The sequence below is a fragment of the Massilia sp. Root335 genome, from assembly GCF_001425685.1.
Lineage (GTDB): Bacteria > Pseudomonadota > Gammaproteobacteria > Burkholderiales > Burkholderiaceae_D > Telluria > Telluria luteola.
This window is the reverse complement of the sequence record NZ_LMCY01000022.1, coordinates 76,519-90,729: the sequence shown is the minus strand read 5'-3', so window position 1 is coordinate 90,729 and position 14,211 is coordinate 76,519. Positions and strand designations below refer to the sequence as shown.

The 14,211-nt window shown below is 68.0% G+C and carries 7 protein-coding genes; all 7 read right to left on the bottom strand.

Translation table 11 applies throughout. The features are described from left to right. Positions 1–13: 13 nt before the first annotated feature. Complete coding sequence (locus ASC93_RS13935; protein WP_082548039.1) at positions 14–1,951, bottom strand: glycoside hydrolase family 97 protein; 1,938 nt, start codon at positions 1,949–1,951, stop codon at positions 14–16. Between the two features lie 121 nt (positions 1,952–2,072). Further along, the gene (locus ASC93_RS13930; protein ID WP_056442864.1) at positions 2,073–3,086 is read right to left on the bottom strand and encodes a family 43 glycosylhydrolase; all 1,014 of its coding nucleotides are present in this window, start codon (positions 3,084–3,086) and stop codon (positions 2,073–2,075) included. An 86-nt stretch (positions 3,087–3,172) separates the two neighbouring features. Further along, on the bottom strand, positions 3,173–3,805 hold the full coding sequence (locus ASC93_RS13925) for an NF038129 family PEP-CTERM protein (protein WP_056442860.1): 633 nt from the start codon (positions 3,803–3,805) through the stop codon (positions 3,173–3,175). Between the two features lie 12 nt (positions 3,806–3,817). Then, on the bottom strand, positions 3,818–8,302 hold the full coding sequence (locus ASC93_RS13920; RefSeq protein ID WP_082548038.1) for a discoidin domain-containing protein: 4,485 nt from the start codon (positions 8,300–8,302) through the stop codon (positions 3,818–3,820). A 378-nt stretch (positions 8,303–8,680) separates the two neighbouring features. Further along, positions 8,681–11,296: a type VI secretion system ATPase TssH gene (gene tssH, locus ASC93_RS13915; RefSeq protein ID WP_056442852.1), complete on the bottom strand. Its 2,616-nt coding sequence runs from the start codon at positions 11,294–11,296 to the stop codon at positions 8,681–8,683. Between the two features lie 30 nt (positions 11,297–11,326). After that, positions 11,327–12,406 (bottom strand): type VI secretion system baseplate subunit TssG, encoded by a 1,080-nt coding sequence (gene tssG, locus ASC93_RS13910; protein WP_056442849.1) that lies wholly within the window; start codon positions 12,404–12,406, stop codon positions 11,327–11,329. Then, the gene (gene tssF / locus ASC93_RS13905; protein ID WP_056442845.1) at positions 12,370–14,211 is read right to left on the bottom strand and encodes a type VI secretion system baseplate subunit TssF; all 1,842 of its coding nucleotides are present in this window, start codon (positions 14,209–14,211) and stop codon (positions 12,370–12,372) included. The genes tssG and tssF overlap by 37 nt, the downstream gene beginning before the upstream one ends.

Sequence of the window (14,211 nt, the reverse complement as noted above, 5' to 3'; positions counted from 1 at the left end):
ACGGTGTGCGCGGTCATTCGAGGCGTTCCAGGATCGCCACGGCGCCCCCGGAGGACGCGAGCCGCAACGGGAGCACGTCGCCGGCGCCGACCTCGCGCTCCTTGCGCACGACGTCGTTCGGCGTGGCGCCATCCTCCCAGGTCGTGACACGGTAACGCCCCGCGGGCAGGAAGCGCAGCGCGACGCGCTCGACGCGGCCGTCCTTCGCATCGTCTGCCGTCATCGCGCCGACGTACCAGGTGCTGCCCTGGCGCCGCGCCAGCACGATGTCGCGTCCGGGCTCGCCCGCCAGGTAACGCGTCTCGTCCCATGCGGTCGGCACGCGCCGGATGAAATCGAAGCCGGCCGCGTCGCGGTAGGCGTCGGGGTCGTCGGACACCATCTGCAGCGGGCTGTCGTACACCACGTACATCGCCAGCGCCTGGCCGCGCGTCGTCTGGGTCTGCGGCATCTCGGCGCGCACGGTGAAGGTGTCCGGCGTGGCGTTGTGGAAGCCGCCGGGCGTGTAGTCCATCGGGCCGGCGAGCATGCGCGTATAGGGCAGCATCAGGTTGTGGCGCGGCGTGATCGTCCGGTTCATCTTGTTCCACTCCGCGCCCATCACGCCTTCCTGGGTGATGAAGTTCGGATACGTGCGCTGCAGCCCGTCCGGCACGTAGGCGCTGTGCAGGTCGAGCAGCAGGTGGCGCTGCGCGGTGGCGCGCGCGACGCGCTGGTAGAAGTCGACCATCTCCTGGTCGTCGCGGTCCATGAAATCGATCTTGACGCCCTTGACGCCCCAGCGCGCATAGGTGTCGAGCACCTCGTCCATGCGTCGCGCGACGTGTTCCCAATGGGCCCACAACATCAGGCCCACGCCCTTGCCGGCCGCGTAGCGCACGAGCGCCGGGATGTCGATGCCGTCCGCGGCGCGGGTGATGTCGGTCCCCGGCAGCGCGATCCAGCAGTCGGGGCCGGAGCCGTAGGCCCAGCCGGCGTCGATCAGGTAGTACGGCAATCCGGCGGCCGCCGCGAAATCGATGAAGCGGCGATAGCTTGCCATGTCGGGCTTCATGCCCGCCAGTGGGCCGGACCACCAGTCCCACGCGGCCTTGCCCGGCCGCACCCAGCTGAAGTCGCCGTCCGGCGCGGGATTCAGGTTGCCGACCAGCTGGGAGCCGATCATGTCGCCGATGCGGTCGCCCAGCATGACCGCGCGCCAGGCCGTCGTCAGCCCGCCCTTCGACACGAACGCCGGACCGTCGCGCTTGGGCACCGCCGACAGCCGCACCCGCAGCGCGCCGCCTTCGCGCCACAGGGACGCGCCGGTATAGCCGTTCAGGTTGGCCTGCGTGATGGCGTACGAGGTGTCGCCGGCCGGCGTGGTGCACACCACCGGCACGTCGTAGGCGACGCCCTCGCGCAGTTGCGACACCTTCACGCGGTCGAACGGCACCTCGTGGGCGCCGGCGGCCTTCGACACCAGGCATTCCGGGTCCCCCGCCGGCACGAACGCGGTCCGTTCGCCGCGCAGGCGCACGGGATCGGTGCCGTCGATACGGTAGCGGAAGGCGACGCCGTCGTCATACGCGCGCACGTCGATGAACAGGCGCCGGCCGGCGGCCCCGCGCTCGCGGAACGTCAGCGTCGCGCCCCGATAATGGTCGCGCGCCGCGGCGGCCTTGGTCGCGGTCAGCGGAATCGTGCGGTCGACCGCGACGTCGTCGCGCCGTTCCAGCGCCAGCGCGCCGAACGCCGGCACACCGTCCAGCTCCAGGCCCAGCGGCGACGCGGCGATGACGGTCTTGCCGCGGCGCGCGATGGTGAACCGGCTGGCATCCTGCTCGATGCGGATCGCGACGCGTCCGTCCGGCGACGAGACGACGAGCGGCGCGGCCCAGGCCGAAGCGGCCGGCACGAGCACGGATGCGACGGCGGCCGCGAGCACGGATGAAAATCGGGGCAAGGTCATTCGAGTATCCTCTGGAGGGTCTTGTATCGGCGGCGCAGCGGCGCCGCCTTGTTGGTCCAAAATAAATTCTATACCAAGTAATTGGCAAAAGCGTGGGAATCGGCGCCGCGCCGGCCGGTCGTCACGGGGACGGGGCGTGGAGCCGGAACCGGAGCGGCGCGTCGCGGTCGACGATCAGCCTGCCGTCCTTGTAGACCAGCTCCGCCACCTGGATGACCGTGCGCTGGTTCCAGCGTGGATCGGCGGCCGCCTCGGCCTCGTTCTTCTGGTGCACGAAATAATAGATGAATGCGCGCTCGCCATCGACGACGACGTCCGGGTGCTGTCCCATGGCCCGGTCGGTCGCCGTGCGGCCCGGCGTGCCGAGGATGTAGCCCGGCTGCTCCGTCCAGTCGAGCGCATTTTCGGAACGCAGCACGATCAGGCCCTTCCACACGTCGGCGATCAGCCAGTAGTGCCCCTTGAACCGGAACGCCACCGGCCCCTCGCCGTGCGTCGGATTGACCGGCTTGTCGCCGACCTTCGTCCAGGTGCGCAGATCCGTGCTGTCGGCCGCCAGTATCCGGCTTTGGGCGTGCTCGTCCTTGTACCACATGCGGTAGCCCTGCCCCAGCTTCATGACGCTGGGGTCGATCACGCTGCCCGTGCCCAGTGTCACGTCGCCCGCGCAGTTCCAGCTGGACAGGTCGGTGCTGGTCAGGTGCACGATGCGCGCCTGCGAACCGGGCGCGCCCCAGCGGTGGAATATGCCCGGCACGACGGTGAGCCACATGTGGTAGGTGCCGTTTTCGTAGAGCACGTCCGGCGCCCACAGCGTCACGTCCGTGCACGCCTTCGGGAACGCCGCCGTCCCCCGGTAGCGCCAGTGCACGCCGTCGCGGGAGTCGGCGATGCCGATGGCGGTGCCGTGCACCCATTCGACGTCGTCCGGATCGGGCAGCGTCATCGTCGCCCGGCGATTGGTGTAGAACATCTTCCACACATGGGCCGCGCGATCGAACACGATGGAGACATCGGCCGCGCCGTCGAACACCGGGTCGCGGTACAGGGGCTTGGGAGCGAGCTCGGCGGCGTGCGCCCAGCTGGAAAAAACGCATGGCACGGCAAGCGCCAGGGCAGCAAGTAGCGAATTCATGATACGTCGGGTTCTTCGGATCGGAGTCATCCGGCCGGACGGGCGTTGCGCCCGCCGGCCGTCGGCATGCAGGAGAGGTCGTCGCGCTAGCGCCGCCTGTTGCGCGGGCGCCGCGCCAGGGCCAGCCCGGCCAGGCCGATGCCCAGCAACGCACAGTCGACCGGCTCCGGAACCACCGTCACCGCCGGGTCCACGATACGGATGCCGAGCTGGCCATCCACGCCCGCCAGCGCGGCGGGCGTCCACGTGAATTCGGCAAGCGCGCCGCTCAGGGCGTCGTGGCGGCCGAGCAGCGTCGTGCCGTCGCTGCCGAACGCCGACACGGCGAATGTCGAGATGAACGCCGCGGCCGGATCGGGCGCGCCCTCGACATCGAGGTCGAACGACAGCGGGCCGCCGAAATCGACCGACTGGAACAGGTCGTTCGCCGTATCGTTGCGGAACCGCCAGCCGCCGGCCACGGCGGTGACGCCCCAGGTATCGATATAGGGCGAACTCTGGAAGCCGGCCAGCCCCGTCACCGTCACCGTGGCGAGCGGCACGTTGTCGGTGGCACTGAGGTTCATGTCGAGGTACCCGCTGGCCACGCCGAACGAGGACGTGTCGATCGTCACATGGACGGGACTGGCCGCCGCCAGGCCGCAACCCGCCGCCAGGGCCAGCGCCAGCGCCGTGCGGGTCAGGCGGGAAATAACGTTATGCTTGATATCGTTTTGCATGATGGAGTGTCCTTAGAACTGGGCGCGCAACAGCTGCGGCGTGTAGCTGACCGGGACGCGGCCGGGATTCGAAAACGTCAGGTTCACGGTGACCGACGCGCCGGCCGCGAGCGGATCGGCCAGGCTGACATACGGCGCGCCGCCATCCGTGCCCGTCGCGTTGTCGAGCACGAGGCCGCTGGCCAGGTTGTTCAGCTTGAGCGCCAGGCGGCCGCTCAACGTCGCCCCGCTCGTGTTCGCGATCGTGACGGCGCCGACATACTTGCCGGTCGCACGGTTCAGGGTCGCGCCCTGCTGCGTCATGTGCACGCTCGCGCCCAGGTCGGCCGGACCGCTGAGCGCGCCGTGCAGGCGCACTTCGGCCAGGTTGCCGACCCAGTTGGAGAAGTTGTAGATGCGGATGTAGCGATACGGTGCGGTACTCTTCATCGCAAGCGTCTGCCAGTCCTGCACCGCGCCGGCGGTGGCCGTGATATCGGCCCACGTCGTGCCGTCGTTGGAACCCTGGAACACCGTGTATTTCGCGCGGCCGACCTGGTCCTGGCGCGCCAGCAGTTCGACGCTCGCCAGGCTGACCTGGTTGCCGGACTTGAAGTCGAAGATGATGTAGCTGCCCGTGCCGCTGTTGTTGGTGCCGATGCGGAAGTCGGAGGCGGAGAAGATATTGCTGTCGAACAGAGCGTCGACGTTCGCCTTGGTCGCCGCCGCGCTGCGGTTGTAGGTCGAATCGATCAGGGTCGCGACGGTCGAGACGTTGCGGATCAGGTCCGATTCATCCACCACGTAGGCCCCGCTGCCGTCCGTCGTGGCCGTGGCCGGGAAGCCCGCCGACCCGTCCGCCAACGTGTAGTTGACGGCGAACGCCACCTTGCCCGGCGCCACGCCTTGCGGCAAGGTCGTGGTGGCCGTGAAGTTGACGTTGTCCGTCGTGGCGACGGCCGCCGCCTGGCCCTGGATCGTGGCCGTGACGTTGCCGATGGCCGCCTTGGCCGTGAACTTCAGCGTCACCGAGTTGCCGGCGACGACACGCTTGTTCAGCACACTTGCCGGGCTGAGCGATTGGGTGGACGTCAGCGACGCCGACGCGATCTGCGCGGACGACTTGTAGACACCGTACAGGCGCAGCTCGGACATATTGCCGTACCAGGCGTTGCCGTTGATGACCCGCAGGTAGCGATACGGCGTGGCACTGTTGGCCGTCAACGTCTGCCAGTCGGCGTTATTGCCCGCCGCGTTGGTGAGCGTGACCCAGTTCGTGTTGTCGTTCGATCCCTGCACCACGACGCCGTTGATGCGGCCGACCTGGTCCTGGCGGGCGAGCACCTCGACACGCGACAGGACGACGCTGCCGCCGCCACGGAAGTCGAACTCGACCCAGCTGCCGGCGCCGCTGCCGTTGAGACGGTAGTCGGTGGCCGAGTTGATGTTACTGTCGAACAGCAGGTTGGCCGTCGAAATCGCGTCGGCGGCGTTGCGGCCGTAGGAATCCGTCACGCTGGCAATCGTCGTGACGTTGTCGATCAGGCCGGTCTGGTCGGCCAGGGTCAGCGTGCTGGCGTCCGTCGTCATGAAGGTCGGTTCGGCGTCGACGCCCGCGGCGGTCTTGTAGTTCAGCAGGAAGCCGACCTTGCCGTATCCGGCCGTGGCGGTGGCGACCCAGGTCGCGGTCCAGTTCACGTTGTCCGTCGTGGTCACCGTCGCGGGCTGGCCCTGGATGGTGACGGCGACGTTGTTGATCGGCGCGGTCGACACGAACTTGAGCTTCACCGTGTTCCCGGGGACGATGCGGCTTTTAAGCGCCTGGTCCGAGCTCAAGCCCAAGGACGCGATCTGGTTGACGGTCTCGTAGCGCGTGCCGAAGATGTGGAACTCGCTCAGCTCCAGCATGGTGCTCGACGGCTCGATCATCGCGATCCTGATGAAGCGGAAGCGCTGGTTCCGCAGATCATCCGAGACCGGCAGGGTCTGCATGTCTTCCGTGACGGTGGTCAGGCCCGGCGTGAGGCGGGTCCAGTTGATGTTGTCGTTGGAGCCGTAGACCGTCGTGCCGCCGATACGCTCGGGGAAGCTGTTGCGCACCTGCAGGCCGAAGGCCGATGCGGCGATCTTGAAGCTGGGACCGAAGTCCAGGGTGTGGGTCAGGTTCTGCGCCCAGCCGAAATACACGAAGCTGCTGGTATTGTTGTCCAGCGCCGCCGCCACCGACGTGTTGAAGGTGGAGGCGACGAGCATGTTGGTGTAATCCAGGCTGCCGTCGTAGATCACCGGCGTCAGCAGTTGCAGGCCGGCCGTGGCCGTCCTCAGCGTGGCCAGCTTCTGGAAGTACACGTCGTCGGTCGCGCTCGCGATCACGCTCCGCATGTCGTTGTACGCGGCCTGGTACGTCGCCAGGGTCGAGGTGACGTACGGCCTGGTCGCGTCATACGTCGCCGTGACGGTATCGACCGTCGCCTGGCGGTCGGCGCCCACGACCACGCTGTAGCGCTTGCTTGCCACGGTCGTGCCGTCGCTGGCCTGGACCACGAACGTATAGGTGCCGGCCTGGCTGGGCGACCACGAGAACGCGCCGGTGCTGGCGTTGAAGGTGGCGCCGGGCGGCAGGTGGTCGATCTGGTAGGTCAACGTCGCCGTCGGGCTCGAATCCGTGGCCGCGAAGGTGGTGGCGACGGCCTGGCCGGCGCCGGCATACGTGTAGTCGGTCTGGTCGGCGTTCCCGGCGGTGAACGCAGGCAGGCTGAGGCTGCTGCCGTTGACGTTGATGTGGTCGAGGTCCACCGTCGTGCCGGCGCCCTTGATCGTGGCGTGCATGAAGTCATCCAGCGATCCGGCGTGATTCACATACATCCATTGGCCGTTGGTGTTCGGCAGCTGGATCGTCGTCCCGAGGGTCTCCATGGTGGCGATGCCGTTCGTGCGGATCTTGAAGGCCAGGCTGCTGGTGCCGTCGCCATAACCGAAGACGACGAAATTGCTGCCCGCCTCGGTCGCCGTGGTGTGGATGTAGGTCGCGGTCGCGTCCGTCATGACGACGGAATTGGCGTCGAGCGGCGTGAAGTGCAGTTCGACTTCGCGATACGATCCGGTGGGCACCTTCGCCAGGTACTTGCTGCCCTCGCTCGCCGCGGCAGCGGGGATGAACAGCCAGAAGTCGCCGCCGCCATCGCCGCCGGCCCAGTTATAGCCCGTGCGGCTGGAGAAGAAGCGCGTGAAATTGGGCGCGGCCTGTTCCATGTTCACGCCGCGGTTGTACTGGTAATAGTAAAACGTTTCCCAGGTGTTCTGGCCGATGCGCCCGCGGTAGTAGCCGGACAGGCCGTGGTACACGACGGTCGGGTTGCCGTCGGCGTCCGTGTGCGACGCGGTGGGCACCCAGGGAATCTCGTAGCCCAGCATGTACTTGCTCCACAGCTCCGTCGCCGTGAAGATGCGGTCGCCCAGGAATTCGTACGGCCCGACGGCGTCCGGCGCCGTGGACGCCGTGCCTTCGACCGGGTCGACCTTCGTGTCCTGCGCCATCATGAGGCGCGCGAGGATCGCGGCGTTCGTGAGGTCGCCCGCGCCGTGCGCCTGGTCGCGCCCCATCTCGACGTGCTGCACGCCGGGCGTCACGTCCTCGCCCGTGTCGTCGTTCCTGGTCACCATGCGGAACAGCGCCTTGATGGCGCCGTTCTGGCCCTGGTCGACCGCGTCCTTGTTCACCGTGAACCACTCGACCGTCTTGTTGTAGTTGGGCCGGTCGCCGGCGAAGATGTACCCCGACATGGCGCCGATCGTCGTGTACAGGTGCTGGTTCATGAAGCGGCAGTTGCAGCTGTCGTCGATGTCGATCGTCGGCAGGACGAAGTTGTTCCAGAAAAGGTTCGTGTCGTCATCCGTCCACGCCAGCGCGGACGTCTGGTAGCTGGTGTAGCGCAGGATCTCCGCCGCGCCCACCATCCGCTGCAGCGGAATGCCGGTGTGGATGTGCGCGTCCGTGTAGTACGCGAACTGGCTCGGGTCCATCTGCTCGTACAGGCGGATGATCCGCATCGCGTTGGCACGGTAGGTCTCGTTGCCCGTGATGTAATAGAGGATGGCCTGCGTATAGGCCGTCAGCGCGTCGGCGATGAACCCGCCCTCCACGCCCTGGCTGTTCAAGCCGTAGTAGCGCGGCTTGGAAGGATCGGCCCCGTTGAGGTTCTTGATCGACGGGGTGGTCGACGCTGAGCCGGAAAGCACCATATTGTTGAAGTACGTGTTCCACGGTTCCTGTTGCGCGCGCACCTGGGTGCGCACATTCTCCAGCACATCCTTGGTCAGGCCGACGCCGGGATGCTTGAAGCCGCTCGCGTCGATCGTCTCGTTGATCGTCGGCTGGTAACTCGTGGCCAACGTCTGGATCGCGTCCGCCGCCCGGGCGACGCGCACCGGCAACGTACCCAGTGCCGCGACGGCGCCCGCCGCGACGACGATGTGGGCTATCCGCCTGAACGGACCGTCCAATCCTAATATTCTCATCTTGTCTCCTCCTCGTTGCACTGCAAAGGTGCCGGTTCTGCTCCGGCTTGTTTCTTGTATATAAAATACCCTGGCGCGTAAAAAAAATGCCCTGTGGCGACATACCCGGGCCTCTGTGATGCTTGTTGCATGACGTGCGAAACAACGCAAAAAGACGCACGGTGGATGCGCGTCCCGCGCCGCGGACGCTCCGCGGCGGGCCTGACCGGCCTGTTTTCGTTATCGATATCAAATACTAGGACATTGTTGCGGCCGTGTCTACGTTTTCTTCCGCAATTCATCCATTCGGTGCGGTCCCGCACGTCGTCGACAGGTATTGATCCGATATATATCCAATACAATCAAACGGTCGTGCGGGTCGCGCCGGTGGCGGTGAACTCAGTCGATCGCGTAGGTGAAATCGCCGCTGTCGCCCGCCCCCACCGCGATGCGCCCGATGGCCGCGCCGTCCGCCATCCGCGCCAGCACGGCCTCGGCGACCTGCGGCAGCAAGGTGCCGTTGAGGATGTTGTCGACGTTGCGCGCGCCGGAATCGACTTCCGTGCAGCGGGCCAGCACGGCGTCCACGAGCGACTCGTCGTACGCGAACGCCGCCTTGTGGTTCGCGGCCACGCGCTGGCCGATGCGCTCCAGTTTCAGTTCGATGATCCCGACGAGCACATCGTCCGGGATCGGATAGAACGGCACGACCTTCAACCGGCCCAGGAACGCCGGCTTGAACTGCTTCGTCAACGCCGGCCGGATCAGCGCTTCCAGCTCGTCCGGCGCCGGCAGTTCCTCGGGCGCCTTGTTCAGGCAGGCCTGCATCAGCGTGCTGGATGCCACGTTCGACGTGAGGATGATGATGGTGTTGCGGAAGTCGACTTCGCGGCCTTCCGCGTCGTCCAGCGCGCCCTTGTCGAACACCTGGAAGAACAGCTCCAGCACGTCCGGGTGCGCCTTTTCCACCTCGTCCAGCAGCACCACGCTGTACGGGTTGCGCCGCACGGCTTCCGTCAGCACGCCGCCTTCGCCATAGCCCACATAGCCCGGCGGCGAGCCTTTCAGGCCGGAGACGCTGTGCGCCTCCTGGTATTCGCTCATGTTGATGGTGACGAGCTTGCGTTCGCCGCCGTACAGCACGTCGGCCAGCGCCAGCGCCGTCTCGGTCTTGCCGACGCCGGACGGGCCCACGAACAGGAACACGCCCTGCGGCTTGTTCGGGTCGTCCAGGTTCGCGCGCGCCGTGCGCACGCGCTGCGCGACCGCCTCGATCGCATGCGGCTGGCCCAGCACGCGCTGCTCCAGCAAGTCCTTCAGGTTCAGCACCGTGCGGATCTCGTCCTTGACCATCTTGCCGAGCGGGATGCCGGTCCAGCCGGCGACGATGCCGGCGACGACGTGGCCGTCCACCTGCAGCGGCACGAGCGGCGTTTCGCCCTGCAGGGAACGCAGTTCGTCACGCAACGCGCGGGCGTCGGCGGCATCGCGGATGCGCTGCACGAGGTCGCGCTCCCGGTCCCAGCGCGCGCGCAGGGTCGCCAACTCGTCCTCGAACGCGCCGCGCAGGGACGCCAGTTCGGCCAGACGCGCATCGTGCGCACCCTCCCCGGCGTCGCGCTCGCGCTCGAGCGCCGCGCGTTCGGCGCCGATGCGTTCCAGGCTGCGCGTGAGGTCTTCGATGCGGGCCGGCGCCGCGTCGCGGCCCAGCGCGACCTTGGCGCACGCGGTGTCCAGCACGCCGATGGCCTTGTCCGGGAGCTGGCGTCCGCTGATGTAGCGGTGCGACAGGCGCACGGCGTCCGTGATCGCCTCGTCGTGGATGCGCACGTTGAAGTGCTTTTCCATCAGCGGCGCCATCCCGCGCAGCATGGCGCACGCGAGTTCCTCGCTCGGCTCCTCGACCTTCACGACCTGGAAGCGGCGCGCCAGCGCCGGGTCCTTCTCGAAATATTTTTTATATTCGCTCCACGTCGTGGCCGCGATCGTGCGCAGCTCGCCCCGCGCCAGCGCGGGCTTGAGCAGGTTGGCGGCGTCGTTCTGGCCCGCCTGGCCGCCGGCGCCGATCATCGTGTGCGCCTCGTCGATGAACAGGATGATGGGGTGCGGGCTTTTCTTGACTTCGTCGATCGTGTTCTTGAGGCGGTTCTCGAACTCGCCCTTGACGCTGGCGCCGGCCTGCAGCAGGCCCAGGTCCAGCACGTGGATCTCCACGCCGCGCAACACCTCGGGCACGTCGCCCGTCGCCACGCGCAGCGCGAGGCCCTCGACGACGGCCGTCTTGCCGACGCCCGCCTCGCCCGTCAGGATCGGGTTGTTCTGGCGCCGGCGCATGAGGATGTCGATTAGCTGGCGGATTTCGAAATCGCGCCCGATCACGGGGTCCACGTTGCCGTCGCGCGCGCGCTGCGTGAGATTGGTCGTGAACTGGTCCAGCGCGGGCGTTTTCGAACCTTTCTCGCGCCGCAGCCCGCCCAGCGGGTCGGCGCCCTGGTCCTGCCCTTGCGCCGCCACCGGCGCCACGGCGGGATCTTCGTCGGAGCCGGCCGTGACGTCGTCGAAGTGGTGCTTGATGCGGTCCAGGTCGAATTCCGCGAACAACGGCGACACGCGGTGCGCCAGCTGCGACAGCTCGGGAGAATTCAGCAGCGCCTGCAGCAGGTGGCCGCTGCGGATGCTGGCCTGGCGTCCCGCGCGCAGGTCGAGGGACGCGATCAGCCACGCGTGCTCGAACAGCTTCGGCAGGCGCTCGGAAAACACGGGCGTGCGCGTGTTGCCGCTCTTGAAGCCGGCCACTTCCGCCCGCAGGTCGGCCTCGAGCCGTTCGATCGAGACGCGCGAGCGGCGCGCGATGACGGCCAGGTCGCAGGCCGGCTGCTCGAGCAGCGCCAGCAACAGGTGCTCGATGTCGACCTCGTACTGGCCGAGCGACACGCACAGGCCGGCCGCCCGCGTGGCGGCCGCGCGGCAGGTGTCGTCCAGTTTGCCGATCAGGGTTTTCAGGTTGATGCTCATCGAGTCTCCTCAGTAGTGGAACCGCCTCGTTCAGGCGGCGTGGATTTCATAGTTCACGTCGGCGCGGTCGGCCGTTTGCGGGCCGTCGACGAGGAAGCCGTCCCAGCCCAGACGAGCGCCGGCGCGGTCGCCCGACAGCGCGACGCCGCGCACGTCCGCGGCGCGCAGCACGAGCCGCACTTCGTATTCGAGCGACAGGCCGGTGAACATGGTGACCATGTTCGCCAGCGCGCGCGCCGCGCTGCCGCCCGGCAGGAAGTCTTCGTACGACTTCAGGTCCAGCGGGCCGATCACGAGCCGCAGGCGCAGGTCGCGCTGCCACACGCGCATGCCCGCCATGGCGCCCGCGCCCAGGGTGGCGTTGCCCATGCCGAGCGCCGTCTGCTGGGCGGCCGGGACGTCGTACCAGCGGCCGACGAACTGTTCGGCGCGCACGTCCTGGCCGAAGTACTCGGACAGCACGCGCGCGATCTGCACGCTGGACGCGGGCCGCTGGCGCATGGCCGTCGCGAAGTACGCCACGGATTCGTCCAGCACGCCGTCGCCGTGATCGGACAGGCGCCGCCGCAGCGACGCATGCCCCATGCCGGCGAGGGACAGCAGCAGCGGCAGGAAGCCGTCCTTGCGGCCGCCGTATTTCAGCTCCAGGCGGTATTTGCGCCAGGCCTCGTAGAACAGCGCCAGCGTGCGGTTCGAAAAAGTGTCGAGGAAGGCGCGCGGGCCGTCGTCCCGTTCGGCGACCTGCTGCGCCGCGACGCGTTCCGTGTAATGGGCCGGCAGCGCGCCGCTCGAGCCCAGCAGGCCCATGAACGTCGGCGTCAGGCGGATGTAGCGCAGCTCGCGCGCGTGCAGCGCGGCGGCCAGTGCGGCGCTGCCGGGTGCGACGGCGCGCGGTTCCGGCTGCAGCGACTCGATCTCGCTGGCCGGGAAGGCGAGCGAGGTGGAATTCGAAAAGCGCAGGAAGTTCGGCAGCAGTCCGTCTTCCGGCATGCCGCGGCGCAGCAGCCACAGCTCGATCATGCGCACGGCCTGGAAATACTGGAAGCGGTACGGCTGCGCGAACAGCCGCTCGATTACAGCAGGCTCAAATCGCCGCTTCGTGGCGTGCATCGCAGCAGCTCTCCCCCGGTCTTGTTCGAAATGATCACGAGTTGCGTGAAGCTGTTGGCATGCACGTACAGGCCGAGGAAGCGTTCGACGATGTGGGCGAACGCGTCGACGCCGCTGCCGACGAACGCTTCCTCGTCGATCGTCAGGCGCACCTCGATGCCGCGCACCATGCAGGCGAACGGATTCCCCGCCAGCCAGGCCGTCGTCGCGCGGTGCTCGACGGCGAGGACGCCGCCGATCTGGCGCTGCGACGCCGGCGACCGCGGCAGGTCGTACAGCGTCAGCATCTCGCGGAACGCGGCGATGCCCCCGCCCGACAGCGACAGGTGGTTCAGCGACAGGTGCGAGATCAGGCGCCAGTGCGCGCCGCGCCCGCGCTCGAAACGGTACGACGGCGTCGGCTTGCGCAGGAAGCTGATCGCCTGCACGGCCGATCCGCCCTCGAGGAACAGGTCGCCGCCGCGCACGCCGTACGACAACAGGGCCGGCAGGTCGCGGTTGGTGCACGTGAGCTCGATGCTGAGCGTGTCGGTCTCGACGTCGGCCGGATCGAAATCTATGTCGACGACCGAGATCTGCGTCTCGTAGCCGGGGCTCCTCTCGGCCAGCAGCGGATCGCGCCGCATGATCCAGTAATGGCCGCTCTTGTCCGGCACCTGGCCGTGGCGCAGCGAGTAGAACGGCCGGAACTCGACGATGGATTCGCCCTGCGGCGTCTGGCGCACGAGGCGCACGCTGTCGATGGACTGCACCTCGAACGCGAAGGCGCGGCGGGCGTCCGCCAGCACCGGGTAGCTGTCCGTCGTGTGGGTCAGGCGGATCGGTTCGCCGCGCTGGCGGAACAGGTTCACGACGGGCGTGCAGCCCAGCAGCAGGTTGGTGGCGGACAGCGTGCCGAGCATGCGCGCCGTGTTCGAATCGGCGCGCAGGCCGGACAGCGCCAGGTGCAGCGTGACGGTGCGGCTTCCCGCCGGCAGCGCGGCCGTCAAGGCGGCCAGGTCGACGTCGAAGAAGTTGAACTTCTCCGGGAAGCAGAAGTATTCGGTGAGCAGGCGGTACGCGGTGTGCGAGCGGGCCGGGAAGTCGATCAGCGCCTCGTCCTCGCCATAGCCGGCCGGCCGCAGCGGCAGCGCGGACAGCGGTATCCAGCGGCCGTTGCCGTCGGCCTCCACGTAGGCGCAGACGGCGCGCATGAACAAGGCGTCGCGCAGCGCGGCACAGAACGACGGCTCGCCGTCGATGAACACGCGCAGGCTCGCGAGCTTGAGGCCCGCGACCGATGCGGCGCCCGTGGCGGCCAGCGTGATCGCGATGGACGACGATGCCTGCGCCGGCGGGCGGACGGCGTCCGGTGCGTCGAGGATGGCGTCGAAGCGGGCGCGCGTCAGCGCCAGCGGGGCCACCGTCACGGGATACGCGGTGCGGAAGGTGCACGGCGCGCCGCGCACCGGACGCGTGGCGAGCTGCGTGCCGCGCGGGATTTCCGTGGCGGCGCCGGGCTGCGCGGCGGCCGCGCCGAAGTCCATGCGCGCGATCGAACAGGACGGGAACGGGCGCAGGTAGTGCGGGTACAGCACTTCGAACAGCGCCTCGGTGAATTCGGGGTAATCGTCGTCCAGGCGCTTGGCGATGCGCGAATTCAGCAGGGCGAACGATTCGATCATGCGCTCGATGTGCGGGTCTTCGCACACCTCGCCGCCGATCAGCAGTTTGCCCGCGATCTTGGGATAGCGCTCCGAGAATTCGCGCGCGTGGCGGCGCAGGAAGCCGAGCTCCTGCTCGTAATACGGTAATAACTGGTCCAA

Coding starts and splice junctions, on each gene's coding strand:
- ASC93_RS13935 (WP_082548039.1), bottom strand. CDS start 1,951: ATGACCTTGCCCCGATTTTCATCCGTGCTCGCGGCCGCCGTCGCATCC.
- ASC93_RS13930 (WP_056442864.1), bottom strand. CDS start 3,086: ATGAATTCGCTACTTGCTGCCCTGGCGCTTGCCGTGCCATGCGTTTTT.
- ASC93_RS13925 (WP_056442860.1), bottom strand. CDS start 3,805: ATGCAAAACGATATCAAGCATAACGTTATTTCCCGCCTGACCCGCACG.
- ASC93_RS13920 (WP_082548038.1), bottom strand. CDS start 8,302: ATGAGAATATTAGGATTGGACGGTCCGTTCAGGCGGATAGCCCACATC.
- tssH (WP_056442852.1), bottom strand. CDS start 11,296: ATGAGCATCAACCTGAAAACCCTGATCGGCAAACTGGACGACACCTGC.
- tssG (WP_056442849.1), bottom strand. CDS start 12,406: ATGCACGCCACGAAGCGGCGATTTGAGCCTGCTGTAATCGAGCGGCTG.